The 26,200-nt window shown below is 54.9% G+C and carries 25 protein-coding genes; 7 read left to right on the top strand and 18 right to left on the bottom strand.

The window, feature by feature from the left end; all coding sequences use genetic code 11:
• Nucleotides 1–5: 5 nt before the first annotated feature.
• From holB to yceD, 12 genes are all read right to left on the bottom strand, one after another.
• Entirely contained in the window at nucleotides 6–1,010 is a 1,005-nt protein-coding gene (holB, locus tag FE839_RS12755; protein WP_138361179.1) for a DNA polymerase III subunit delta', read from the bottom strand.
• Nucleotides 1,007–1,648, bottom strand: a complete 642-nt coding sequence (gene tmk, locus FE839_RS12750; RefSeq protein ID WP_138361178.1) for a dTMP kinase — start codon at nucleotides 1,646–1,648, stop codon at nucleotides 1,007–1,009. Before tmk ends, holB begins: the two co-directional genes overlap by 4 nt.
• On the bottom strand, nucleotides 1,638–2,660 hold the full coding sequence (gene yceG, locus FE839_RS12745; protein WP_138361177.1) for a cell division protein YceG: 1,023 nt from the start codon (nucleotides 2,658–2,660) through the stop codon (nucleotides 1,638–1,640). The genes tmk and yceG overlap by 11 nt, the downstream gene beginning before the upstream one ends.
• 2 nt (nucleotides 2,661–2,662) lie before the next feature.
• A complete protein-coding gene (gene pabC / locus FE839_RS12740) occupies nucleotides 2,663–3,472 on the bottom strand; it encodes an aminodeoxychorismate lyase (protein WP_138361176.1) in 810 nt (269 codons plus the stop codon).
• Between the two features lie 144 nt (nucleotides 3,473–3,616).
• Complete coding sequence (gene fabF, locus FE839_RS12735; protein WP_138361175.1) at nucleotides 3,617–4,858, bottom strand: beta-ketoacyl-ACP synthase II; 1,242 nt, start codon at nucleotides 4,856–4,858, stop codon at nucleotides 3,617–3,619.
• 89 nt (nucleotides 4,859–4,947) lie between these two features.
• Nucleotides 4,948–5,184, bottom strand: coding sequence for an acyl carrier protein (acpP, locus tag FE839_RS12730; protein ID WP_000103754.1), 237 nt, complete (start codon nucleotides 5,182–5,184; stop codon nucleotides 4,948–4,950).
• A 210-nt stretch (nucleotides 5,185–5,394) separates the two neighbouring features.
• Nucleotides 5,395–6,129: a 3-oxoacyl-ACP reductase FabG gene (gene fabG, locus FE839_RS12725; protein ID WP_138361174.1), complete on the bottom strand. Its 735-nt coding sequence runs from the start codon at nucleotides 6,127–6,129 to the stop codon at nucleotides 5,395–5,397.
• A gap of 12 nt (nucleotides 6,130–6,141) precedes the next feature.
• The gene (fabD, locus tag FE839_RS12720; protein ID WP_138361173.1) at nucleotides 6,142–7,071 is read right to left on the bottom strand and encodes an ACP S-malonyltransferase; all 930 of its coding nucleotides are present in this window, start codon (nucleotides 7,069–7,071) and stop codon (nucleotides 6,142–6,144) included.
• Nucleotides 7,072–7,086: 15 nt separating this feature from the next.
• Nucleotides 7,087–8,040: a beta-ketoacyl-ACP synthase III gene (locus FE839_RS12715; protein WP_138361172.1), complete on the bottom strand. Its 954-nt coding sequence runs from the start codon at nucleotides 8,038–8,040 to the stop codon at nucleotides 7,087–7,089.
• Between the two features lie 67 nt (nucleotides 8,041–8,107).
• Complete coding sequence (gene plsX / locus FE839_RS12710) at nucleotides 8,108–9,190, bottom strand: phosphate acyltransferase PlsX (protein ID WP_171034875.1); 1,083 nt, start codon at nucleotides 9,188–9,190, stop codon at nucleotides 8,108–8,110.
• A 197-nt stretch (nucleotides 9,191–9,387) separates the two neighbouring features.
• Complete coding sequence (gene rpmF / locus FE839_RS12705) at nucleotides 9,388–9,561, bottom strand: 50S ribosomal protein L32 (protein WP_000290724.1); 174 nt, start codon at nucleotides 9,559–9,561, stop codon at nucleotides 9,388–9,390.
• Between the two features lie 16 nt (nucleotides 9,562–9,577).
• Nucleotides 9,578–10,099, bottom strand: a complete 522-nt coding sequence (gene yceD, locus FE839_RS12700; protein WP_138361170.1) for a 23S rRNA accumulation protein YceD — start codon at nucleotides 10,097–10,099, stop codon at nucleotides 9,578–9,580.
• 141 nt (nucleotides 10,100–10,240) lie between these two features.
• On the opposite strand from yceD, the gene FE839_RS12695 reads away from it, so the two are divergent.
• Entirely contained in the window at nucleotides 10,241–10,825 is a 585-nt protein-coding gene (locus tag FE839_RS12695; RefSeq protein WP_138361169.1) for a Maf family protein, read from the top strand.
• 244 nt (nucleotides 10,826–11,069) lie between these two features.
• Nucleotides 11,070–12,215 (top strand): dienelactone hydrolase family protein, encoded by a 1,146-nt coding sequence (locus tag FE839_RS12690; protein WP_138361168.1) that lies wholly within the window; start codon nucleotides 11,070–11,072, stop codon nucleotides 12,213–12,215.
• Between the two features lie 11 nt (nucleotides 12,216–12,226).
• Here FE839_RS12690 and rluC read toward each other — a convergent pair whose 3' ends face one another.
• Nucleotides 12,227–13,180 carry a 23S rRNA pseudouridine(955/2504/2580) synthase RluC gene (gene rluC / locus FE839_RS12685; RefSeq protein WP_171034878.1) on the bottom strand — a complete coding sequence of 318 codons (954 nt, stop codon included), beginning with the start codon at nucleotides 13,178–13,180 and terminating at the stop codon, nucleotides 12,227–12,229.
• A 698-nt stretch (nucleotides 13,181–13,878) separates the two neighbouring features.
• Between rluC and rne the strand changes: the two genes are divergently transcribed.
• Entirely contained in the window at nucleotides 13,879–17,130 is a 3,252-nt protein-coding gene (rne, locus tag FE839_RS12680) for a ribonuclease E (RefSeq protein ID WP_138361166.1), read from the top strand.
• Between the two features lie 38 nt (nucleotides 17,131–17,168).
• Here rne and FE839_RS12675 read toward each other — a convergent pair whose 3' ends face one another.
• Nucleotides 17,169–18,104, bottom strand: a complete 936-nt coding sequence (locus tag FE839_RS12675; RefSeq protein WP_138361165.1) for a LysR family transcriptional regulator — start codon at nucleotides 18,102–18,104, stop codon at nucleotides 17,169–17,171.
• 109 nt (nucleotides 18,105–18,213) lie between these two features.
• On the opposite strand from FE839_RS12675, the gene FE839_RS12670 reads away from it, so the two are divergent.
• Nucleotides 18,214–19,428 carry an MFS transporter gene (locus FE839_RS12670; RefSeq protein WP_138361164.1) on the top strand — a complete coding sequence of 405 codons (1,215 nt, stop codon included), beginning with the start codon at nucleotides 18,214–18,216 and terminating at the stop codon, nucleotides 19,426–19,428.
• A 77-nt stretch (nucleotides 19,429–19,505) separates the two neighbouring features.
• Here FE839_RS12670 and murJ read toward each other — a convergent pair whose 3' ends face one another.
• The 4 genes from murJ to rimJ all read right to left on the bottom strand — a co-directional run bounded on the left by murJ (nucleotide 19,506) and on the right by rimJ (nucleotide 23,321).
• Entirely contained in the window at nucleotides 19,506–21,041 is a 1,536-nt protein-coding gene (gene murJ / locus FE839_RS12665) for a murein biosynthesis integral membrane protein MurJ (protein WP_138361163.1), read from the bottom strand.
• A 112-nt stretch (nucleotides 21,042–21,153) separates the two neighbouring features.
• Complete coding sequence (locus FE839_RS12660) at nucleotides 21,154–22,077, bottom strand: Gfo/Idh/MocA family protein (RefSeq protein WP_138361162.1); 924 nt, start codon at nucleotides 22,075–22,077, stop codon at nucleotides 21,154–21,156.
• Nucleotides 22,078–22,079: 2 nt separating this feature from the next.
• Nucleotides 22,080–22,727, bottom strand: a complete 648-nt coding sequence (locus FE839_RS12655) for a YceH family protein (RefSeq protein WP_138361161.1) — start codon at nucleotides 22,725–22,727, stop codon at nucleotides 22,080–22,082.
• 9 nt (nucleotides 22,728–22,736) lie between these two features.
• Nucleotides 22,737–23,321 carry a ribosomal protein S5-alanine N-acetyltransferase gene (gene rimJ / locus FE839_RS12650; RefSeq protein ID WP_138361160.1) on the bottom strand — a complete coding sequence of 195 codons (585 nt, stop codon included), beginning with the start codon at nucleotides 23,319–23,321 and terminating at the stop codon, nucleotides 22,737–22,739.
• A gap of 229 nt (nucleotides 23,322–23,550) precedes the next feature.
• Here rimJ and mdtH point away from each other — a divergent pair, with 229 nt between their 5' ends.
• The 3 genes from mdtH (at nucleotide 23,551) to FE839_RS12635 (ending at nucleotide 26,169) form a co-directional block, all read left to right on the top strand.
• Complete coding sequence (gene mdtH, locus FE839_RS12645; RefSeq protein WP_138361159.1) at nucleotides 23,551–24,759, top strand: multidrug efflux MFS transporter MdtH; 1,209 nt, start codon at nucleotides 23,551–23,553, stop codon at nucleotides 24,757–24,759.
• Between the two features lie 65 nt (nucleotides 24,760–24,824).
• Nucleotides 24,825–25,472 carry a glutaredoxin 2 gene (gene grxB, locus FE839_RS12640; RefSeq protein ID WP_138361158.1) on the top strand — a complete coding sequence of 216 codons (648 nt, stop codon included), beginning with the start codon at nucleotides 24,825–24,827 and terminating at the stop codon, nucleotides 25,470–25,472.
• A 136-nt stretch (nucleotides 25,473–25,608) separates the two neighbouring features.
• Nucleotides 25,609–26,169, top strand: a complete 561-nt coding sequence (locus FE839_RS12635; protein WP_138361157.1) for a lipoprotein — start codon at nucleotides 25,609–25,611, stop codon at nucleotides 26,167–26,169.
• The last annotated feature ends 31 nt before the right edge of the window (nucleotides 26,170–26,200 follow it).

Here is a 26,200-nt window from a genome sequence, read left to right as displayed (position 1 = left end):
CTCTCTCAGAGGTGGGATAGGGGCAAAACCGCCCCGGGTTGCAGATAGTGTTCCCAGCGCAGAAGACGCTCGGTTAGTAGCAGTTCGCGATTAACGCCGACCACACTCAACAGCTGTTCCCGGCAGACGCCAACATCACCCGCAATCGCCTGTAAGCAGGCGGCAGGCAACGTGGCGGCCAGTTGATTCAACAGGGGCCAGACATCCGGGTTGCTGACCAGCGTGACCCCCTGCTGCCTTTTTTGCGCATCAACCAGCAGCGATGCCAGCCAGTACAGACGAACGGCGGCCTGTTCATGGTTCAGAATCGGCAACAGGGTCAGCCAGTCACCGTGGGTTAAAGTTGTCGCCAGTGTCTGACACAGTTGCTGGCGTGAGGCCCAGTGCGCCTCCTGTAACAGCGCCAGAGCCGCCGCTGGCGCATTGGCGCTGAGGCGTAACGCCGTCAGCAATGCATCTTGTGACATTGTCACTTCTCGCTCCAGCCACGCCAGCGCATAGTGTTCTGACGGGGGAGCAAGATGATGCAAGCGGCAGCGGCTACGCAACGTAGCCAGCAAGCGAGCGGGCTCCTGACAGGCAAGGAAGAACCAGGTATTCTCCGGCGGCTCCTCCAGCGTTTTCAGTAATGCATTGGCCGCTGCGTCAGTCAGCATCGCGGCATCGTCTATCCATACTACCTTAGCCCCCCCTAATCGGGCGCGTTCATAAAGCTTTTCGCTTACCTCACGCACAGCGTCGATCCCAAGGGAAATCTTTCCCTTTTCAGGGGCCAGGAGATAATAATCAGGATGGGTACCGGCCTGCATCAACTGACAGCTATGACAATGACCGCAGCTCTTATGCCCCTGGGGCTGGTGACACATCAGGAAGCGGCACAGCGCATAAATCAACGCGTCACTCCCCATTCCTGGTAGGGCCTGGACCAGTAACGCATGGTGCCCCCGTCCCGCCTGGTAGCTGGAGACTAACTGTTCAAAAGAGGGGCGTAACCACGGATACCATTTCATGCACGCTGCTCCGCGAGCCACTGAGTGACCGCAGCGCGAATGTCGCGCGCAACAGCCTCCAGCGGCTGCGTGGCGTCAACGGTGCGAATAGTGGCGTCCTGCGCCGCCAGTTCAAGATAGCGTGCGCGGGTACGATTAAAGAAATCCAGCGACTCCTGTTCAATGCGATCAAGCTCACCGCGTGCGCGAGCACGTTTCAGGCCGACCTCAGGGGTAACGTCAAGATAGAGCGTCAGATCAGGGCGAAAATCCCCCAGCACCGCATCCCGCAGCGTCGCCAGCATTGTTTGATCGATACCGCGTCCCCCGCCCTGGTAAGCCTGAGTCGACAGGTCGTGACGATCGCCAATCACCCATTGTCCACGGGCCAGCGCCGGTTTAATCACCGTTTCGACCAGTTGCACCCGAGCGGCATAAAACATGAGCACTTCCGCTTTATCATTGATCACCTCATCGCCGGTAGATTGGATATCCAGCACCAGGCTACGCAGCTTCTCGGCCAGAATGGTGCCGCCCGGTTCGCGGGTAAACAGCGGATCGCTGACGCCTGACTGTTGCAACGTCTCCACCACCAGATTACGTGCGGTAGTCTTCCCCGCCCCCTCCAGGCCTTCGATGACAATATAGTTACTGCGCATTTTTTTCCTTAAGTACCTTTAAATAGTCCTGTACCGCACGGTTGTGGCTGGCCAGGTTAGTGCTAAACGTGTGCCCGCCCTTACCATCTGCGACAAAATAGAGATAAGGCGTTTTTGCCGGATGCGCGGCAGCGTTCAGTGAGGCTTCACCCGGTGTAGCAATTGGCCCTGGCGGCATGCCGTTAATGACATAGGTATTGTAAGCAGTAGGGGTTTCCAGGTCTTTACGCGTTAACCTACCATTATAACGCTCACCCATCCCGTAAATCACGGTCGGATCGGTTTGCAGGCGCATACCGATCCGTAAACGATTAATAAATACAGACGCGATGCGATCGCGCTCTTCGGGTACCGCCGTCTCTTTCTCAATGATCGACGCCATCGTCAGCAGTTGATTCTGATCCTTATACGGCAGATTATCCGCTCGCCCTGCCCAGGCCTTTTCAACTTCAGAAACCATTTTCTCATGTGCGCGTTTGAGGATTGCGACGTCGCTGGTATAGGCGGTATACATCCAGGTGTCCGGCCAGAACCAGCCCTCAACCCAATCCGCATGATCCAGGTTGAGCGCTTTAGCAACGGTTTCATAACTATCATCCGCCAGCGTATGCTTCACATAAGGCGCATCGCGCAGCTCGCGCAGATAATCACTCACCCGCATCCCTTCAACGAAGCGTAGCGGAAACTGGGCTTCTTTGCCGCTGACCAGAAGTTGCAGCATCTGCCGTACCGTCATTTCAGGCGTCAGACGATAGGTCCCGGCCTTAAAATGAGATAACTCCGGCTCAACGCGCAACAGCCACTGGAAAACCCGGGGCCGGTTAATCACTTTCTCGCCATACAACTGCTGCCCCAACGCCAGACGTCCGGTACCCGCGGCAAGAGTAAAAATAGTCTCTTCTTTAATCAGTAACTTGCTGTCCGCCAGTTGACGAACCTTCCACATACCGATGCCTGCGGCGATGCCCAGCATCACCACCAGCAACAGGATGAAACGTAACATTTTCTTCATAACTAATCAGACAGCTCACACAATGGGGCTAAAATAGGGTAAAGCTCCCGCGCGGACCAGCATATATCGTCCCAGCGGCGAACCGGCACCAGCGGCATTAATGCGTTGCAGACAAGCACCTCATCGGCATCGCGTAACGCCTCGGGGCGTGCGGTGGTTTCGACAACACGAAACGGCGAGGGTGCCAGCTGCGCGAGAATATGCTGACGCATAATACCGTTAACGCCCGCTTGTTCGAGGCGTGGAGTATATACGTCAAAGCCTTTACGCCAGAATACGTTTGCGGCACAGCATTCCGTAAGCCACCCGTCACTGTCAAGGACCAGCGCTTCATCGGCGTCCGTCTGCTCAAGATAAGAACGAATCAGCACCTGCTCCAGGCGGTTGAGATGTTTAAGTCCCGCCAGGGAAGGGTTACGTCCCAGTTGAACAGGACTCAGCGTCACAGAGATCCCCTCTTCGCGCCAGCGGGTATAGTGGGCAGGATAAGGTGATACGCCAAGAATACGCGTGGGATTCACACACCCTGCGGTACTGTAGCCACGTCCTCCCGCTCCACGTGTGATCATCACCTTCAGTACGCCATCCTGCTGCGATTGCGCAAGATGCTTCATCTCCTGACGTAATAATGCCCACTCATTATAGGGAATAAAAAGTTTTTCACAGGTAGTCCGCAACCGCTCCAGATGGGCCACAAGGAACTGAACGCGGCCTCTGACGATGCGGGCGGTGGTAAAACAGCCGTCGCCGAACTGTACACCACGATCGTTAACCGCAAGCGTTTCACTTTTAGTGCCATTTATCAAAAACATAAAGGACTCCTTATCGCTGACCGGTCAGTGTCGCAGGAGGAAAGGTATGGAGCAAGCGGAGAAAACCGAATAAAAAAGGCCCGACAAGCGGGCCAGTTTTCCGATGCGCATTGACGACATCAACGATGTTACGTCGGGCGCACATCACACCTTTTTAAAGATCAACGAACCGTTAGTGCCACCGAAACCAAAAGAGTTGCACAGCGTATACGCCATACCACTGACCTGGCGCGCTTCGTGCGGAACAAAGTCCAGATCGCAACCTTCATCCGGATTATCCAGGTTAATGGTTGGCGGGATCGCCTGATCGCGCAGGGCGAGGATCGAATAGATTGACTCTACCGCGCCCGCAGCGCCCAACAGGTGACCCGTCATTGACTTGGTGGAGCTGACCATTACGCGGCTGGCTGCGTCACCGAAAACGGATTTCACCGCCTGCGTTTCTGCTTTATCGCCTGCCGGCGTAGAAGTACCGTGGGCGTTGACGTAGCCAATCTGGCTGGCTTCAATGCCCGCATCACGAATGGCGTTCACCATCGCCAGCGCCGCGCCAGCGCCATCTTCCGGCGGCGACGTCATATGGTAGGCATCGCTGCTCATACCGAAACCGACGACTTCAGCGTAAATTTTTGCACCGCGCTTTTTCGCGTGCTCGTACTCTTCCAGTACCAGCATGCCCGCGCCATCGCCCAGCACGAAACCGTCACGCTCTTTATCCCACGGGCGACTTGCCGCCTGCGGGTTATCATTGCGCGTGGACAGCGCACGCGCCGCGCCAAAACCGCCTACGCCCAGTGGGGTACTGGCCTTTTCCGCACCACCGGCAACCATAGCGTCGGCATCGCCATAGGCAATGATGCGCGCTGCGTGGCCAATGTTGTGTACGCCTGACGTACAAGCGGTCGCGATGGAGATACTTGGCCCACGCAGACCAAACATGATGGTCAGATGCCCGGCCACCATGTTAACAATTGTGGAAGGAACAAAGAACGGGCTGATCTTACGCGGTCCGCCTTTTACCAGCGAACTGTGGTTTTCTTCGATCAAACCGAGACCGCCAATACCGGAGCCAATAGCAGCACCGATGCGGGTCGCATTCTCTTCCGTCACTTCAAGGCCAGAATCCTGCATGGCCTGAATGCCAGCGACAATTCCATATTGAATGAAGGGGTCCATCTTGCGCTGTTCTTTGCGCGAGATGAAATCATCACAGTTAAAATCCTTTACTAAGCCAGCAAATTTGGTTGCATAGGCGCTAGTATCGAAATGGTCGATCAGGCTGATGCCACTCTGACCGGCAAGGAGAGCTTTCCAGGTAGACTCTACGGTATTGCCGACAGGAGACAACATGCCCAGTCCGGTCACAACTACACGACGCTTAGACACGGTTGTCCTCCAGGGAGGGAAAATAGATTCTTGTGGGACAAAATATAGATAAAACTCAGGCGGTCGAACGACCGCCTGGAGATGCTCACTTACGCCTGGTGACCGTTGATATAATCAATGGCAGCCTGAACTGTAGTGATTTTCTCAGCTTCTTCATCCGGAATCTCAGTATCAAACTCTTCTTCCAGAGCCATTACCAGCTCAACGGTGTCAAGAGAATCAGCGCCCAGGTCTTCAACGAAGGAAGCATTGTTGGTGACTTCTTCCTGCTTAACGCCCAGCTGTTCGCCGATAATTTTCTTAACGCGTTCTTCGATAGTGCTCATACTCTTAAATTTCCTATCAAAACTCGCTTTCGCGATGGTTTTCGTAGTGTATAAAATGTTGAAAAATTTGCAACTAAATCCCGGCAGGTCTTACCACGATTTTACGTTATTTTGAGGCCATATCCCCTAATAACGCAAATCATTTTGCACAAAACATCGCAGGGAACTGCACGGACTGCGCGGTTCCTGAACGTTTTGCGCAAAACTCGATCAGACCATATACATTCCGCCGTTGACGTGAAGGGTTTCACCGGTGATGTAACTCGCTTCGTCAGAGGCTAAAAATGCAACCGCACTGGCAATTTCATTTGGAGAGCCAAGGCGCCCCGCAGGAACAGCCGCCAGCGTACCCGCACGCTGCTCATCAGTCAGCGCACGCGTCATGTCCGTTTCAATAAAGCCCGGAGCAACAACGTTTACAGTAATACCACGGGACGCAACTTCGCGAGCCAGTGATTTACTGAAGCCAATCAGACCCGCCTTCGCCGCAGCGTAGTTGGCCTGACCCGCATTTCCCATGGTACCAACCACAGAACCGATAGTGATAATACGCCCATAACGCTTTTTCATCATAGCGCGCATTACCGCTTTTGACAGACGGAAAACAGATGACAAATTGGTGTCGATGATATCGTTCCACTCGTCATCTTTCATGCGCATTAACAGGTTATCACGAGTGATCCCGGCATTATTTACCAGGATATCAACTTCACCAAATTCTGCGCGAATATTTCCAAGAACAGATTCAATAGATGCAGGATCGGTCACATTCAGCAGCAAACCTTTGCCGTTCGCACCTAAATAATCGCTAATCGCCTGTGCGCCGCTTTCGCTGGTCGCAGTACCGATAACTTTCGCGCCACGGGCAACGAGCGTTTCAGCGATTGCGCGGCCAATACCGCGACTTGCACCGGTGACCAGCGCGATTTTTCCTTCAAAACTCATGGTATTCCTCTTTTATTGCTCAAGCGCCGCAGACAGGCCCGCCGGCTCGTTAAGCGCGGAGGCTGTCAGGGTGTCAACAATACGTTTAGTCAGACCGGTGAGGACCTTACCCGGCCCCACTTCATACAGATGCGTTACGCCCTGCGCTGCCATAAACTCAACGGTTTTGGTCCACTGAACCGGGCTGTAAAGCTGACGGATCAAGGCATCGCGGATAGCATCGGGCGCGGTTTCGCTTTTCACATCAACGTTGTTCACCACCGCAATCGTCGGCGCGTTAAAGGTGATTTTTTGCAATTCAACGGCCAGTTTTTCCGCCGCTGGTTTCATCAGCGCGCAGTGTGACGGTACGCTGACCGGCAGCGGCAGCGCACGTTTAGCGCCCGCCGCTTTACAGGCGGCGCCGGCACGTTCGACGGCCTCTTTGTTACCGGCGATAACCACCTGGCCCGGCGAGTTAAAGTTCACCGGTGAAACAACCTGCCCTTGAGCAGACTCTTCGCAGGCTTTGGCAATCGCCGCATCGTCGAGGCCAATAATCGCCGACATCGCGCCAGTGCCTTCCGGCACCGCTTCCTGCATAAACTTACCGCGCATTTCAACCAGACGCACGGCGTCGGCAAAATCGATCACGCCCGCGCAGACCAGCGCAGAATATTCGCCGAGGCTGTGGCCCGCCAGCAGAACAGGGGCTTTACCGCCCTGCGTCTGCCAGACGCGATACAGCGCGACAGACGCGGTCAGCAGCGCCGGTTGCGTCTGCCAGGTTTTATTCAGCTCTTCCGCCGGGCCCTGCTGCGCAAGCGCCCACAGATCGTAACCCAACGCCGCAGAGGCTTCACGGAATGTCTCTTCGATGACCGGGTAAGCCGCCGCCATATCCGACAGCATCCCGACACTCTGAGAACCCTGTCCCGGGAACACAAAAGCAAATTGCGTCATGTTTAAATCCTTATACTAAAAACGAACCAGCGCGGAACCCCAGGTGAAACCACCACCGAAGGCTTCCAGCAGAATCAACTGACCACGCTCGATGCGACCATCACGAACCGCCTCATCCAGCGCGCAGGGAACAGAAGCCGCCGACGTATTGCCATGCCGGTCAAGGGTTATCACCACGTTGTCCATCGACATCCCCAGTTTCTTCGCCGTGGCGCTGATAATACGCAGGTTAGCCTGATGCGGCACCAGCCAGTTCAGCTCAGAACGTTCGAGATTATTCGCCGCTAAGGTCTCATCAACGATATGCGCCAGCTCGGTCACCGCGACTTTAAAGACTTCGTTGCCCGCCATCGTCAGATAAATTGAATTTTCCGGCTCGACGCGATCGGCGTTCGGCAGCGTCAGTAGTTCGCCGTAGCTGCCATCCGCATGCAAATGCGTTGAGATAATTCCCGGTTCTTCAGAAGCCCCCAGCACCACTGCACCCGCGCCATCGCCGAAGATAATAATTGTTCCGCGATCGGCGGGATCGCAGGTACGCGCCAGAACATCCGCGCCAATAACCAGCGCATAATCAACCGCGCCATTTTTTACGTATTGATCGGCAACGCTTAACGCGTAGGTAAACCCTGCGCACGCCGCGGCAACATCAAACGCCGGACAACCTTTAACACCCAGCATTGATTGAATCTGGCAAGCTGAGCTGGGGAACGCATGGGTTCCGGAGGTGGTCGCAACAACAATCAGACCAATTTGCTCCGGCTTAACGCCCGCCATATCCAGCGCATTCTTAGCGGCTGCAAAGCCCATAGTAGCGACTGTTTCATTCGGTGCGGCAATACGGCGTTCGCGGATACCGGTACGAGTCACAATCCACTCGTCAGTCGTATCAACCATTTTTTCCAAATCGGCGTTAGTACGCACTTGCTCAGGCAGATAGCTGCCGGTGCCAATAATCTTCGTATACATGTACGCTCAGTCACTCTTGGGTAATATACCTGGTTTAGTCAAACTGTGAGGCGTCGATCGTATCCGGTCACCCGGGTCCGTGACCCGGCGTTTCCGTTTGGGCGCTCTCAGGCCGTTCGAAACCTGTAGGGTATAAAGATTCCAGGCGAGCGGCGATTCGCTGGGGAACCTGCCGCTGCACCGCCTGCACCGCCTGTTCTATCGCGACGCAAAAAGCGCGCTGATTAGCAGCCCCGTGGCTTTTAATCACCGAGCCGCGCAATCCTAACAGACAAGCACCATTATACTGGTCGGGGTTGAGGTGACTGAATCGCCTCGACAGGCTTTTTTGTAACCAACGCTTTAATAAAAGCAACCACCACGACCTTTTTTTCCCCTCTCCCTGTAATTTCAACAGTGAAAGGAACATTCTGACAACACCTTCCATCGTTTTTAATGTGACGTTGCCTGTGAATCCATCACAAACCAGAACATCCGTCTTCCCCGTCAATAATTCATTGGCTTCCAGATAGCCGATATAATTCAGGGTCGGCAACGTTTTCAAGACGGCTGCCGCATCGCGAATACTGCTGAGACCTTTCGTCTCTTCTTCACCAATATTCAGCAGCGCAACGCGGGGATTCTTAATGCCGATAACTTCTTCGGCAAGAACGGCCCCCATCACGGCAAACTGCACCAGCATCGTACTATCGCAATCGACGTTGGCGCCTAAGTCAAGCACCACCGTTTTGCTCTTTAACTGATGCGGTAACATCGTGACCAGCGCCGGGCGCTCAATCCCGTCAATAGGCCTGAGCAACAGCTTGGCCAGCCCCATCAGCGCGCCGGTATTTCCTGCGCTCACACAGGCTTCCGCCCGCCCTTCTTTCACTAACTCCAGCGCCATGCGCATTGAGCTACCGCGACTGGCGCGAACCGCTTGTGCGGGACGAGCATCACTGGCAATAACTGACTGCGCAGGAATAACCTGTAAACGCGAACGTTGCTCGAAATCAGCTTTGGCGAGTAATGGTACGATTGCGTCGGGATCGCCGACTAAAAGGAGTGTAAGTTGTGAGTTAGAATTCAGTGCCTGCAAAGCTGCAGGCACCGTCACGGAAGGGCCAAAATCCCCACCCATGACATCTAACGCCAGGGTTAGACGTGTCAAAGTATCGTCGCTGCCCGGTTCAGTTATTCCCCGGTCACCCAGGGAAATCCTCACTAAGCTTCATCACGCGTTTACTCTTTGTCTTTCACGTTACAAGGGGGTGACTGCGCGCATTCACGCCAGTTACATCATCTATGCTACCGGCGCGCTCTCGCTTGCCTCTTTTTGCAACGCGAAATCCATGGAGTAATGCGTGATTACTTAGCGATTACCTTGCGGCCGCGGTAAAAACCGTCGGCAGTGATGTGGTGACGCAGGTGTTTTTCACCAGAAGTTTTGTCTACAGACAGGCTGGTGACAGCGGTCAGCGCGTCATGTGAACGACGCATGCCACGTTTGGAACGGGTTGGTTTATTCTGTTGTACGGCCATGGACCTTACTCCTCAATTACTTATGCTTTAAGCTGGCTAATACGGCAAATGGGTTCGGCTTTTGTGCCTCTTCAGGCAGTTCACCAAAGACCATGTCCGCGTCGGACACTTCACAGTGTTCAGAATCATGCACCGGAACTACAGGCAAGGAGAGGATAATTTCATCTTCAACCAGCGCCAGCAGATCGATTTCACCGAATTCGTTAACCTCAATCGGCTCATACGCTTCCGGCAGTGCTTCGGCCTGTTCGTCATTTCTGACGGGGCTGAAACAATACGTTGTGTGGACATGATGAGAGAACGGTTTCCCGCAACGCTGACATTCGAGGGTTACTGACACCGTCGCATCGCCGCGTAAAACGGCAAGACGCTGGTTATCAATAGCGAACGACATGCTACATTCCACATCACTGTCCACGCTGACAACAGAATCGGCGACACGCACAGCCTGATCACGAGTATAGATACCCTGGTAATCTAAGCGTTTTTGAGCCGTGCGAACCGGATCGAGAGTCAGGGGTAATTTTACCTTTTGCATAGGGCGCGCATATTAACTTTGTAACGTCATAGAGTCAAAGAAAAAGGCAGCCTCAGGTTGCCTTTTGCCATTTATTCGCACACATTGCGGCGCATAGTTTAAAATGATGCACTGCGAAGCGCTATATGTGGATGAAAAAATATGTCTGAACTGATCCTCGCGTCAACCTCCCCCTGGCGGCGGATGCTGCTGGAAAAGCTGTCGGTCTCTTTTGCCTGCGCGGCGCCGGAGGTTGATGAAACGCCGCTGCCCGGCGAACCGGCGCGCCAGCTGGTGATGCGCCTGGCGCAAGCTAAAGCGCAGGCCCTCGCCGAGCGCTATCCACAACACCTTATTATAGGCTCCGATCAGGTTTGCGTCCTGGATGGCGAAATTACCGGTAAGCCGCACACGGCGGAAAATGCCCATCGTCAGTTGAAGAAAGCCAGCGGCACCATCGTGACGTTTTATACCGGGCTGGCGTTATACAATTCAGCCAGGGGTCATTTACAAACCGAATGTGAACCCTTTGATGTTCATTTTCGCCATTTAAGCGACCAGGAAATTGACAGCTATATTCGCAAAGAAAATCCGTTAGCCTGTGCCGGAAGTTTCAAAAGCGAGGGTTTAGGCATCACGCTTTTCGAACGCCTGGAAGGACGCGATCCGAACGCGCTGGTCGGTTTACCGCTAATCGCCTTATGTCAGATGCTGCGTCGGGAAGGATTTAATCCGCTGCTTGCCTAAGGAGACAGAAAACGGGAATCAGGGATTTCACCGCCCGCCCCCGATTCCTGCGCCCTTTTCTTTATGCCAGCGCGACCCGTTCATCCGACAGGCCCGCCTGGCGGTGCGGCAAGCAGCACAACACGCCCACACTACGGGGTGTTATCGACTCCTTTATTGTCTTGTCGATCACAGTTTATTTCTCTGCCTCCATTACAATCCACACAATAATGAAACGTCGTTTTATTTTAAAAATGGAGCCCCGATGAATAGTCGCGTCGCGCTTTTAGCTATTACCCTGCTGGCCGCCGCCAGCGCCAACGCCGATGACTGGCAGCGTCAAGGTGTGGTAGACGGCAATCTCCCCGCCTCCTGGCAACAGTTGAAAGCACAAATGACTTACCCGGATTCCTGGCTCTCTGGCCGCTATAGCGATTTTAATCACTGGCGACAGCATGCTCGTCAACTGCTTCGGCAATCTCTGCTCACGCCTGATTCAACCATCCCCTTTGATCCGCAGACGATCATGACGGAAGATCGCGGAAGTTATCTCGCCGAAAAAATCGCGCTCAATATCACCGACGATAATCGAATCGCCGCCCTGATGTTGACGCCAAAATCCGCAGGCCCTCACCCGGCGATCGTTCTGCTTCACGATCATGGCGCTAAGTTTGATATCGGTAAGGAAAAGCTCATTCGCCCATGGAATAATGCCGCGCAGTTAGCCAGCGCCCAGGCGTGGGCGGATAAATTTTTCACCGGTAGATTCATCGGTGACGAACTGGCAAAGCGCGGTTATCTCGTGATCGCCATTGATAGCCCAGGCTGGGGAGATCGCGGGCCTATGGTTTACGAACAGCAGCAGGCGCTGGCCAGCAACTATTTTAATCTTGGACGCTCGCTGGCCGGTGAAATGGCCTACGAAGATCTGCGCACCGTCAATTTTCTCACTACGCTCAAAAAAGTTGACAGTACACGAATCGGGGTGCTGGGTTTCTCGATGGGAGGCTTTCGCGCCTGGCAACTTGCCGCGCTCTCCGATAATGTGGCCGCCACTGCCGTTATCTCCTGGTTTGGCACCAGGAGCGGCCTGATGCAAGCGGGTAATAACATCCTGCGCGGTCAATCGGCATTTTATATGCTGCACCCGGGCTTATCCACGCGTCTGGATATCCCCGATATCGCCAGCATTGCGGCGCCAAAACCGATGCTTATTTATAGCGGTGGTCAGGATAAGCTGTTCCCGGCTGAGGCCGTAAACGATGCCTTCGCAAAAGTACGCAGCGTCTGGGCATCACAAAAAGCGCAGGACCGACTTGAAACGAAAACGTGGCCGGAACTGGGCCACGTCTTTTATAAAGAGCAGCAGGATGCGGTTTTCCCCTGGCTGGATAAGTGGCTTAAACCCTGAACTGCTGCGGATTATTTCGTGCTACGCAATACCTGCAGACAGCGCTTTAGCTGATTATCCAGCGGCGCTTCAATACGCAGCACCTCGCCACTTCCCGGATGCGTAAACTTCAGCGCGGCGGCATGCAGGAACAGGCGATTAAGGCCCGTTCCTGCCAGTTGCTTGTCGAATTCGCGATCGCCATAGCGATCGTCGAACGCGATGGGGTGACCAGCATATTGCGTGTGCACACGAATCTGGTGCGTACGCCCGGTTACCGGGCTGCAGCGTACCAGCGTGGCATGCGTATAACGCTCTTCGACTTTAAAACGCGTCTCCGAGGGTTTCCCCTCCTGGTTTACCCGCACAATACGTTCACCGCTTTGCAGAATGTTTTTCAGCAAGGGCGCCTGCACCACTTTCATATGCGACTGCCACTGGCCGCGCACCAGCGCCAGATAATCCTTCTGCATCCCTTTCTCGCGCAGTTGCTCGTGCAGCGAACGCAGCGCCGAACGCTTTTTCGCCACCAGCAAAACGCCAGATGTGTCGCGATCGAGGCGATGCACCAGTTCCAGGAAGCGGGCCTCCGGGCGCAACGCCCGCAAGCCTTCAATCACGCCAAAACTCAGGCCGCTGCCGCCGTGCACTGCCGTGCCGGAAGGTTTGTTAAGCACCAGAATATGTTCATCTTCATAGAGAATCACATCAGCCAGCGCAGCCACTTTTTGCAAATGCGGCGACACCGCCTCTTCTTCTTTCTCTGCCACCCGCACAGGCGGGATACGCACTTCGTCGCCGGCTTCCAGTTTATACTCCGGCTTAACGCGTTTTTTGTTCACCCGCACCTCGCCTTTACGCAAGATGCGATAAATCATGCTCTTCGGTACGCCTTTCAGTTGCGTACGCAAAAAGTTGTCGATACGTTGCCCGGCTTCATCATCAGCAATGGCAACCATTTTTACGCTTGGGATCTCAGTTTTCATGGTGCGCGATTCTAAATATCCCTGCGCATTAGCGCCACTCATTTTTATATGCTTATATTTATCATCATCCGCATATCATCACATGCTCCTCCGGTATTTTGTTGGTTATTAGAACAATCTGTATACACAGGTGAAAAAACGGTGAGTAAGCGGGAAATAAAAGGTGAAAGTCAACTTGCTATAACGCGCTCAGCAATGGAATAATGGTGCAGTTTTCCGTGCTGAACCTTGTTAGAACAAGAAATTAGCGGAATGACCAATTTTGTCTGACCGTTCATCCACGCAGCAATGGCGTAAGACGTATTGATCTTTCAGACAGTTAGCGGGCTGCGGGTTGCAGTCCTTACCGGTACAGGCTCTATGGATTTCACATCGCAGGAAGGCGTCAACTTCCGGGTTCCCCGGATGTTCATCTCAGTCTGATGATTAAGGTGAGCAAGTTAAGCCACTTTGCCTGCAACGTGAAAAACATTGAGTATAAATGGAATCTTCTCTGGTGATACATCCCAGGCAGTTCCCCTGATAATTGCATTGTGTTTCCGTTTGAAATACAGGCAACCGACACTCTGCGCCTCTTAAGCGCGCGACAACCGTGAGGTTGGCGACGTGAAACAGACACGAGGCCATCGGTTTCTCCCGGTAAGGCGTTACTCTGCCCGCAGCTTAGTCGTCAATGTAAGAATAATGAGTAAGTTACGATGAAAAGAATGTTAATCAACGCAACTCAGCAGGAAGAGTTGCGTGTCGCCCTTGTTGATGGGCAACGCCTGTACGACCTGGATATCGAAAGCCCCGGGCACGAACAGAAAAAAGCGAACATCTACAAAGGCAAAATCACACGTATTGAACCGAGCCTCGAAGCCGCATTTGTTGATTATGGTGCCGAGCGTCATGGTTTCCTCCCTCTCAAAGAAATTGCCCGCGAATACTTCCCTGCCAGCTACAATTCCCATGGCCGTCCAAACATTAAGGATGTGCTGCGTGAAGGTCAGGAAGTTATTGTGCAGATTGATAAAGAAGAACGCGGCAATAAAGGCGCCGCGCTGACCACGTTTATCAGCCTGGCGGGAAGTTATCTGGTATTAATGCCGAACAACCCGCGTGCTGGTGGTATTTCGCGCCGTATTGAGGGTGATGATCGCACCGAGCTTAAAGAAGCGCTGGCCAGCCTTGAGCTGCCGGAAGGCATGGGACTTATCGTACGTACCGCTGGCGTCGGCAAATCCGCCGAGGCGCTGCAGTGGGACTTAAGTTTCCGCCTGAAGCACTGGGAAGCCATTCAGAAAGCCGCTGAAAGTCGCCCTGCTCCGTTTCTGATCCACCAGGAAAGCAACGTGATTGTCCGCGCCTTTCGCGACTATCTGCGTCAGGATATCGGCGAAATCCTTATCGACAACCCAAAAGTGCTTGAGCTGGCTCGCCAGCATATCGCGGCGCTGGGGCGTCCGGATTTCAGCAGCAAAATCAAACTGTACACCGGCGAAATCCCGTTGTTCAGCCACTACCAAATCGAATCGCAGATTGAATCCGCATTCCAGCGCGAAGTTCGTCTGCCTTCCGGCGGTTCTATCGTTATTGATAGCACAGAAGCGCTGACCGCTATCGATATCAACTCCGCACGGGCAACCCGCGGCGGCGATATCGAAGAAACGGCGTTCAACACTAACCTTGAAGCGGCCGATGAAATCGCCCGCCAGCTGCGTCTGCGCGACCTCGGCGGTCTGATCGTAATCGACTTCATCGATATGACTCCGGTACGCCACCAGCGCGCGGTGGAAAATCGCCTGCGTGAAGCCGTGCGTCAGGACAGAGCGCGTATCCAGATCAGCCATATTTCACGTTTTGGCCTTCTGGAGATGTCGCGCCAGCGTTTGAGCCCGTCGCTGGGCGAATCCAGCCACCACGTCTGCCCGCGCTGTAGCGGCACAGGCACTATCCGCGATAACGAGTCTTTGTCGCTCTCCATTCTGCGTTTGATTGAAGAAGAGGCGCTGAAAGAGAACACCAAAGAAGTGCACGCGATTGTGCCCGTACCGATTGCCTCTTACCTGCTGAACGAAAAACGTGCTGCGGTCAGCGCGATTGAAAACCGTCAGACGGATGTGCGCGTCATCATCGTGCCAAACGACCAGATGGAAACACCGCACTACTCTGTTCTGCGCGTGCGTAAAGGCGAAGAGACCTCGACCCTGAGCTATCTGCTGCCGAAGCTGCACGAAGAAGAGATGGCGTTACCTTCGGATGAAGAACCTGCCGAACGTAAACTTCCTGAGCAACCGGCGCTGGCCGCGTTTGTGATGCCGGATGTGCCTCCTGCGCCGGCACAGGAAGCCCCGGCTAAAGCGCCAGTGGTCACCAGCGCCCCGGTGGCGCCTCACGTTTCTGTCCCTGCGCAACCGGGTCTGATTTCACGCTTCTTCAGCGCGCTGAAAAATATGTTCTCCGGCGCGGATGAGGCCAAACCGGCCGCAACGCCGGTCGAGAAGAAAAGCGAAGAGAAATCCGGTCGTCAACAGGAACGTCGCAAACCTCGCGCAAACAACCGGCGAGATCGTAACGATCGTCGCGAGAACCGTGATAATCGCGCTGAAAATGGCGACGTTCGTGAACCTCGTGAAGAAAACCGACGCAATCGTCGTGAGAAACCGCAAAACGTCGAGCCGCGCGAGTCTCGTCAGACCGTGAACGAAGACAGCGAAAAAGGCAAAACCCGCGACGAGCAGCAGCCGCGTCGTGAACGTAATCGTCGTCGTAACGATGACAAGCGCCAGGCGCAACAGGAAGCAAAAGCGCAAACCCGTGAAGAGCCGGTAGCACAGGATAGCGAGCAGGAAGAGCGGGTTCAGACGATGCCACGTCGCAAACCGCGCCAGCTGGCACAGAAGGTGCGCATTGAATCCGCTGCGGCAGACGTCGCCGAAGCGGTCGTTGCCGGGCAAACAGACGCCGCTCAGCCGGAAGCCGTTGCCCCACGCACTGAACTGGCAAAAGTCGATCTGCCAGCGGTTGTTGAGACCACAGCAACAGCGGAGAGCGACGATAACGGTGAAGCTCGTGAGACTAACGGAATGCCGCGTCGTTCGCGTCGTTCACCACGCCATCTGCGCGTAAGCGGCCAGCGTCGCCGTCGCTACCGTGATGAGCGTTACCCGACACAATCCCCGATGCCGCTGGCCGTTGCCTGCGCATCGCCGGAAATGGCGTCTGGCAAAGTGTGGATCCGTTACCCGGTTGTTCGTCCACAGGACCAGCAGCAAGAAGAGGCCCAGGTTCAGGATCAGGCACTGACCGCTGCGGCAGTCGCGCCGGAAGTTACACCCGCGGTTAGCGCAGAACCGGTTGTCGCGGAAGTCATCGCGCCTGACGTTGTTGAAGAAAATGCTGTGAATCCGGCAGAGGTTGAGGTTGTTGAGCCGCAGGCGACGATCAGCGAGCCTGACGTTGCGGTGGTCGAAACAACTCATCCGGACGTTATCGCTGCCCCGGTTGATGAACAGCCGCAGTTGATTGCAGAGGTTGACCAGGCCGTCGCCGATGACGTTGCCGCCGAAGCCGTAGAGGCCGTTGCACAAGAGGCTACCACTGAAACCGCTGCACACGACGCAGCCGGAGCGGAAGCGGCGATCGTCGCTCAGGCGCCTGTTGTCGTCGAAGACACGGTTACTGCCGTTGAGGACGCCCCTGTGGTTTCCGCGCCGGTGGCAGCCCCGGTTGCGGAATCGGTTGTTGAACCAAAACCTGACACCGCCGCTCCGGTTGTCGTGGTGGGAAATCGTCATGCGACCGCGCCGATGACCCGAGCCCCGGCACCTGACTACGTGCCGGAGGCGCCTCGCCAGAGCGACTGGGTTCGCCCGAAATTTGCTTTTGATGGCAAAGGCGCCGCTGGCGGCCATAGCGCAACCCGTACAGCCACGGCGGAACCAACCCGCCCGCATCCTGTAGAGTAACGTCTGCACCTGAAAACCGGCCCCTGCGGCCGGTTTTTTTATTCAGCTTCCGGCCTCTGCATTCCGGCAACCTGCGGCATCACCGCTCTCATCAGATCAAGAAATTTACGCAAGCGCATCGGATAATAGCGTGCCCAGGGATACACAAGATGCACCGGCAGCGAAGGTGCCCGCCACTGTGGAAATAGCTCAATCAGTCGCCCGGCGGCGATATCCTCCACAACCGCCCAGCTCGAAACGATCGCCGCGCCCAGCCCGGCTACGGCGGTATTACGGGCGACATGCACGCTATCCGTGCTCAGACAGGGGGCAATGCCAAAGGTGATAAGCTGGTTATCAACCTGAGATTGCAGCATCACCTCGTGCTGATAAAAGGTGCTGATCGCCACCCACGGTAATGCCGACATCTCCCGTGGGGATGTTAATGCCGGATAGCGCGCCAGCAGCGTCGGCGAGGCGACCACGCTACGTGGCACCTCGGCCAGCAATACTGATACCGTCGCCGGGTCCACTTCCGCCCCCACGCGAATCGCGCAGTCGATACCCTCACTCAGGAAATCGACGGTCTTGTCATTCAGCATCCACTCGACAGAAAGTTCAGGATAGCGCTGGAGAAAATTCACCAGCGGTCCCAGTAACTGCTGTTGACCAAATGCATGCGGTGCCCGCACTCTTAATACTCCGACAGGCCGGTCATCGGCGATATGCAAATCGTCCTCCAGCGCCAGCCAGGCATCGACAATCTGACGAGCATGCTGATAACAGCGTTCACCGTCATCAGTCAGTTTCATTGCATGGGTGGTACGCAGAATCAGCTTGACGCCCAGCAACCCTTCCAGAGACTGGAGCCGTCGACTTACCGTCGCCTGCGTGGTATTCATCTGTATCGCCGCCGCGGAGAGCGAACCCGCCTCAACGATACGAATAAATGTACGCATCAGCGCAATACGATCTATACGTTCCTGCTTCTTCATTTTTATTTTTCCTATACGTTTAGCGTATAACCGTTTTACCACCGGGCCATCTACCGCATCTGGCCTATTAGGGGAAAAATAGCGCCATCGTTTTTACAAGGAACATACCATGACACCGACTCCACTCTCCTCCCGCAATGCCGGGTGGGTCATCTTCATCCTCGCCCTGGGCGCCGGCTTCAGCGTTGCTTCAATCTATTATGCGCAACCGCTTCTGCCGCTGATAGGGGCCAATATGCAACTAAGCGTCGAAGGTATGGGTCTGGTGCCGACGTTGACTCAGGCAGGCTACGCGCTGGGGATCCTTTTTCTGCTTCCTCTCGGTGATCGCCATGATCGCAGAACGCTCATTCTGATGAAAAGCGCCGCCCTGGCCGTACTTCTGTTGTTATGTAGTCTCACCGGGCAACTCAGCACTCTGCTGATTGTCAGCCTGCTTATTGGTATGGCGGCAACCATGGCGCAGGATATCGTACCGGCAGCCGCTATCCTGGCGCCGGCGGGCAAACAAGGTAAAATGGTTGGCACAGTCATGACCGGCCTGCTGTTGGGGATCCTGCTCTCCAGAACCGTCAGTGGTCTGGTGGGGGCAATATTCGGCTGGCGAGTCATGTATCAGGCCGCTGCGATCAGTATCGCGCTCATTGGCGTGCTAATGTGGCGCGTCCTGCCGCGTTTTGCGATTCATTCCACCCTGAGCTACCCGCAGTTGATGAAGTCAATGGCACACCTGTGGCAGCGCTATCCTGCGCTGCGCCGTGCCGCACTGGCGCAGGGCTTCCTGTCCGTCGCCTTCAGCGCATTCTGGTCAACACTGGCGGTTATGTTGCTGGCGCGCTATCAGATGGGCAGCGCGGTGGCTGGCGGCTTTGGTATTGCCGGTGCCGCCGGGGCGCTCGCTGCGCCGCTGGCCGGTGGTCTGGCCGATAAATTGGGCGCGGGAAAAGTCACGCAAATGGGCGCGGCGCTGGTGACTGCATCGTTCGCCCTGATGCTCCTGCTGCCTGTCCTGCCTCCGCATGGCCAGTTGATGCTGATTGCCATCTCGGCTGTTGGTTTTGACCTTGGGCTGCAATCCAGCCTGGTGGCCCACCAGAATCTGGTTTATGGCCTGGAGCCTCAGGCCCGTGGTCGCCTTAACGCACTGCTGTTCACCGGCGTATTTATTGGGATGTCGCTGGGTTCAATCCTCGGCAGCAAATTGTATGTGCTGGCAGGCTGGGGCGGCGTGGTTATCCTGGGGATCATCAGCGGCGCGGTTGCGCTTGGTATTCGTTTGCTCGAAAGCGCCAGAGTGCTCTCAGCCCAGCGAGAGGACAAATAAACATTCTCCCGTTCATATAACCAAAAGCCGCTCTGCCATGACGCAGAGCGGCTCCATTTTCAACCCGACACGGCAACTCAGACGGTACGGCGGGCGAACTCTTTAATGCGGAACCCCAGCAACAGCAGCGTCGCAAAATAGGCGATGACGCCAGCCGCCACCACGACCATCAAACGCAACAGGCGAAACGGCATCGTCCCCTGCGACCACTCCGGCATCACGGACATCACCCCCAGCAGTGCCACAGCCATCACAATCACCGCTATCACTAAGCGCAGCAGGAACATAAACCAGCCCGCCTGAGGCGTGAAAATTTTCTGCTTCCGCAGTTGCCAGTAGAGCAGCGCAGCGTTGAGGCAGGCAGCCAGGCCAATTGATAATGACAGGCCCGCGTGCTTCAGCGGGCCAATAAATGCCAGGTTCATCACCTGCGTCATAATCAGGGTAACGATGGCAATTTTCACCGGGGTTTTTATGTCCTGCCGCGAATAGAATCCCGGGGCCAGTACTTTCACTACAATAAGCCCCATCAGTCCGACGGAATACGCCACCAGCGCGCGTTGCGTCATCACTGCATCGAAAGCGGTAAATTTGCCGTACTGGAATAACGCGACCGTCAACGGTTTAGCAAGTATGCCCAACGCCACGGCGCTCGGCAGCGCGAGCAGAAAGCACAGGCGCAATCCCCAGTCCATTAAGCGGCAGTACTCGTCGTGATCGCCGCTGGCGAAACTTTTCGACAGCGAAGGCAACAGAATGGTCCCCAGCGCCACGCCCAGCACACCGGACGGAAACTCCATCAGACGATCGGCGTAATACATCCAGGAAACGGAGCCGGAAACCAGAAATGAAGCAAAAATGGTATTAATGATCAGTGAAATCTGGCTGACGGACACGCCAAGGATCGCCGGCCCCATTTGTTTCATGACCCGCATCGCGCCCGCATCTTTAAAATTAATTCGCGGCAGTACCAGCATGCCAATTCTTTTCAGATGCGGCAGTTGCCAGGCGAGCTGCAACACGCCGCCAACCGTCACCGCCCACGCCATGGCCAACATCGGCGGATGAAAGTATGGCGCCGCAAACAGGGCAAAACCGATCATACTGACGTTAAGAAGCGTCGGCGCAAAGGCCGGAACCGAAAAACGGTTCCAGGTATTGAGAATCGCGCCCACCAGCGAGGCCAGAGAAATCAGCAGAATATAGGGAAATGTAATACGCAGCAGTTGTGTGGTCAGCGTGAATTTATCGGGCGTATCGGCAAAGCCCGGCGCGGTAATGGCAATCACCCATGGCGCTGCCAGCATACCGGCAACGGTCACCAGCGCCAGTACCAGCGTCAACAGTCCCGACACATAGGCCACGAAAACGCGCGTTGCATCCTCGCCCTGTTTGTTTTTATATTCAGCCAGAATCGGCACAAAGGCCTGAGAAAAAGCGCCCTCAGCAAAAATACGCCGTAAAAGGTTTGGCAGTTTAAACGCGACAAAGAAAGCGTCAGTTGCCATCCCTGCGCCAAAAATACGTGCCACAATCGCATCGCGAGCAAAACCCAGCACGCGCGAAAACATGGTCATCGAACTGACTGCCGCCAGTGATTTTAAAAGATTCATTAACGTATTATTCCACAACCCTGGAGTAAAACGCCCGCAATGGCGGGCGCGGGAAAGTGGCGATAGTCTACCGGGTTCATACTGAATTACTACTGTCAGATGTTACAACGGATTATTCGCTCATCGCTTCGCGCCACAGCTTTTCCACGATGCGCTGAGCCAGAAGCGCCTGTTCTCCGGATGTTTCAGGAACTGTCTGATTTTGCACACATTCAATAAAGTGCCGCGCGCAACCGGTAAATCCTCGCTGCTCCTGGGTGGTCTGCCAGCCGGGAACAGGACGCTGGAGCACACCGCTTCCCCGCTCCTCCTGCCACTCCCGCATATCCCGTACTTCATATAATCCGCCATCGCTCACCGCCTGTACCCACTCCCGCTGGCTTCCGGCGCGACGGTGCATACTGGTGGTGATCTGTAGCGGGCCGGAACTGAAATGATGTTCTGCATACAACATTTCACCTTGCGCCGTGGTTTGTAGCGCCCCGCCGCGCAAACGCGCTTGCCCGCCCGCCAGCCACAGCGCGGTATCGACCACATGCAGATAATCATCCAATAACGTGAAACGCAGATCGTGACCCACGCTATCGCTACGATGTTTATCCATTCGCAGCGACGCCGCATGCGTAAGTTGCGTTTTAAGTTCACGATACAGCGGAGCAAAACGGCGGTTAAAACCGACCATCAGCGTGAGATTGCGGCGGGACGCCAGTTCAACCAACGCCTCCGCGTCGCTAAGCTTATCCGCCAGCGGTTTATCAACGCAGACATGAACGCCAGCATTAAGCAACCGACTCACCACGTCATAATGTGAAGTCGTCGAACTGTGGACGAATACGGCGTCACATTGCGCCGCCAACAGATCCAAAGAATCGGCATAGGGTATACGCCAGGTTTCACAGATACGCAGCGCTTTCTCTTTCCCCGGGGACCACGCCGCCTGTAGCGTCCAGCCGTCCGCGGGGCCCAGGACCGGCAGCCAGGCCTTTTGCGCGATACCACCTAAACCCACAACGCCGACGCGTAGCTTCGCCGCCATACTTAATCTCCCAAATGAGCGAGCAGTGAATCCAGCCGTGCTTTTAATTCTGCGACTTCCTCCTCCAGCGCTTCAACCCGGGCCTGAAGATCGTCGCCCGGCAGCGAAACGGCGTCAACCGTAGCGATAAATGAATCCATATCGTCGCAGAACAGATGCATATAGCGACTTTCACGTTTTCCCGGCTCACGCGGCAGACGCGCGACATACGGCCCATCTTCCCGCGCCGCCAGGTTATCAAGGACGCTTTCCACTTCCGCCATATCGCTGAATTCATACATTCTTTGCGCGCGACTACGTAGCTCGCCTGGCGTCTGCGCGCCGCGCAGCAGCAAGGTGGTCACAATAGCGACCTCAGCGGCGGTTAATTTCAGGTCGCCAAATTCTGAGTTGCAGAAACGCTGTTCATATTTCGTCACCCGATTGCCAAAACCGCTGACCGTACGCAAATAATGCCGCTTCACTAACGTATCAAGCAGATCCTGGACCGCGCTTTCGCTTAGCGACATCACCGGTTCACGGTTCGTTTTCTGGTTACAGGCGGTCACAACCGCATTGACCGACAGAGGGTACTGTTCCGGCGTAGTGACCTGCTTCTCCAGCAGGCAGCCAATGACGCGCGCTTCATGCGCGGTTAACTGATATTTCATGATGTCTCCTTAGCGACCCGGGGTCCAGTCCTGTGTTGTCAACGCCGTCAGTACGTGATCGCGCCACTGCCCATCGATCAGCAGGTAATCTTTGGCGTATCCCTCTTTTTCAAAGCCCAGACGCGCCAGCAAATCGCCGCTGCGCTGATTATGTGGCATATAGTTTGCCATTATGCGATGAATATGTTGTGTACGCTGCATATAGCGAATTGCCGCGGTCAGCGCTTCAAACATCAGCCCCTGCCCTTGACACTTTTCCGCAATGGAATAGCCCAGATAGCAGGCATGGAACGACCCGCGCACAACATTGGAAAAATTCGCCACGCCGATAATCTCTTTTTCTTCCGGATCGAGAAGCGCAAAATAGAATGCCGAACCCTGTTTATGAAACTCCGATATCATCGATAACCGCGCCTGCCAGCCGGACGGATAACAGTGGCTGTCATCGCGCACGGGCTCCCAGGGTTTTAAGAACCCTTTATTCTCCGCGTAATAATCGGCCAGACGCCAGGCGTCACGATCGTGAACCAGCCGGACCACCAGCCGATCCGTCGTCAAACGTACCTTCGGTACGTTACTGCGATAGCCAAACATTTCCCTCTCCTGTTCCCCTGACGCAATACATACTAACTTCACTATACCTGTCCTGCACGGTGGTGTGAAAACAGCAACATACCATTTTCTGCACCATCTCTGCTTTTCGATGAATAGCGTCTATCGTTCTTGCATTTTGATAAAAAAATATTGTCGCCAGTTTGCTGGGAAAATAGCCATTAACCCCGCAAAATATCAGCGCTTATTCTTATCTTTCCCGGGAGGGGAAATGTCCCGCGTATCGCAGGCAAGGAGCCTGGGTAAATATTTCCTGTTAGTCGATAACATGCTGGTGGTGCTCGGTTTTTTCGTTGTATTCCCACTGATCTCTATTCGCTTCGTCGACCAGATGGGCTGGGCGGCGCTAACGGTCGGAATAGCCCTTGGCTTGCGCCAGCTTGTACAGCAAGGATTTGGTATATTTGGCGGTGCAATTGCCGACCGTTTCGGCGCCAAACCGATGATTGTTACCGGTATGCTGATGCGCGCTGCCGGCTTCGCGGCCATGGCCATCGCCCATGAACCGTGGGTATTGTGGCTATCCTGTGTGCTTTCCGGCCTCGGCGGCACGTTGTTCGATCCGCCTCGCGCCGCGCTGGTGGTCAAACTGGTGCGCCCTCAGCATCGTGGGCGTTTTTTTTCTGTTCTGATGATGCAGGACAGCGCGGGCGCGGTAGTCGGCGCGCTGTTGGGTAGCTGGTTGTTGCAATATGATTTTCGTCTGGTTTGTAGCGCCGGCGCGGCGCTGTTTATCGCCTGTGCGGCATTCAATGCCTGGTATCTCCCGGCCTGGAAACTGTCGACGGTAAAAGCACCGGTTCGCGAAGGGCTGGGGCGCGTGCTGCGCGACAAACGCTTTGTCACTTACGTTCTGACGCTGACGGGTTACTACATGCTGGCGGTGCAGGTGATGTTAATGCTGCCGATCATGGTTAACGACATTGCCGGTTCGCCGTCGGCGGTGAAATGGATGTATGCCATTGAAGCAACCATTTCGCTCACCCTGCTTTACCCCATTGCCCGCTGGAGTGAAAAGCGTTTTCGCCTTGAGCAGCGCCTGATGGCCGGTCTGTTAGTGATGACCCTCGCGATGATGCCGATCGGCTTAACCAGCAACCTGCAGCAGCTGTTTACCCTGATCTGTGTGTTTTATATTGGCTCAATTATTGCGGAACCTGCACGTGAAACGCTGGGCGCTTCGCTGGCGGATGCCAGGGCGCGCGGCAGCTATATGGGTTTTAGTCGTTTAGGACTGGCCTTTGGTGGCGCTTTCGGCTATGCCGGTGGCGGCTGGTTGTTCGACGCCGGTAAAGCGGCATCTCAGCCCGCGCTGCCGTGGCTAATGCTGGGCGTTATCGGACTGGCCACCTTCGTCGCGTTATGGTGGCAATTCAGTTCAAAGCGCTCAACGCCCCGCATGCTGGAGCCGCGTACCTGAGTTGCCGGTCCTTTGTTTCTCCTCCATACTGAATTGAGGATGTTCAGTACCAATGGAGGAGAAACGTGAAGTTATATATCTACGATCACTGCCCGTTCTGCCTTAAAGCCCGCATGATTTTCGGCCTGAAAAACATTCCTGTCGAGCTGATCACGCTCCTGAACGATGATGAATCAACACCCACCCGACTGATCGGGGAAAAAATGGTTCCGATCCTGCAAAAAGACGATAGCCGTTACATGCCTGAAAGTATGGATATCGTGCACTATGTCGATAAACTGGACGGCAAACCGCTACTTACCGGCTCGCGTAACCCGGCCATCGACACCTGGCTGCGAAAGGTCAACGGTTATGTTAACCGCCTGCTGCTCCCGCGCTTTGCAAAATCGGCGTTCGATGAGTTCTCAACGCCAGAAGCGCGTGCCTGGTTTGTGAATAATAAAGAAGCGGCAATCGGCAGTTTCACCGACCATCTTGCGCATTCACCCGGTCTGGTAAAGAACATCAGCGACGATCTGCGCGCGCTGGATAAACGAATAGTCCAGCCAAATGCCGTCAACGGTGATCTGTCCGAAGATGATATTCATCTCTTCCCGCTACTGCGGAACCTGACGCTGGTCGCCGGCGTAAACTGGCCAAGCCGCGTGGCCGCCTATCGTGATAATATGGCCAAACAGACGCAGATAAATCTGCTGTCATCCATGGCCATCTAAAAAGAAGGCAGCGAAAGGTCTGGCCGTTCGCTGCCATTCAGGCGCGTTTTCAGTATTTTCCGCTAGCACTTCCTGCGCTGGCCGACCATGCTGCTTTATGTCAGGATGAACCCATGGCATGACATTAAGGAACCCAATGAAAAAGATGTTTATCGTGGCCGCGCTTATGGTTATCGGCCTGCTGAGCGGCTGTAACCAGCTTACGCAGTATTCCGTGAGCGAGCAGGAGATCAACCAGGCGCTGCAGAAACGTAACCATTTCGCCAAAGACATTGGCCTGCCGGGCGTAGCGGATGCCCATATTGAACTGCAAAACCTTACCAGCGCCATTGGCCGGGAAGAACCCAACAAGGTGACGCTAAGCGGAGAAGCCAATTTAGATCTCAATTCATTATTCGGCAATCAGAAAGCAACCATCGACCTGAAGCTCAAGGCACTGCCGGTATTTAATCAAGAGAAAGGGGCCATTTTCCTGCAGGAGATGGAGGTCGTTGATGCAAAAGTTCAGCCTGAGAAGCTCCAGTCCGTTGTGCAAACGCTGATCCCTTATCTCAATCAGTCCCTGCGCAGCTATTTTAATCAACAGCCTGCCTACGTACTGCGCGAAGATGCCAGCACCGGTGAAGCGCTGGCTAAGAAATATGCTAAAGGTATAGAGGTGAAGCCAGGGGAAATCATTATCCCGTTCACCGATTAGTTCTCCGGGCGCTGACGCGCCCGTTTTTTTG

It is taken from the genome of Klebsiella indica, from assembly GCF_005860775.1.
In the GTDB taxonomy this organism is placed as follows: domain Bacteria; phylum Pseudomonadota; class Gammaproteobacteria; order Enterobacterales; family Enterobacteriaceae; genus Klebsiella; species Klebsiella indica.
Note: the sequence above shows the minus strand (reverse complement) of the source record. Positions and strands in the feature narration are given on the sequence as shown.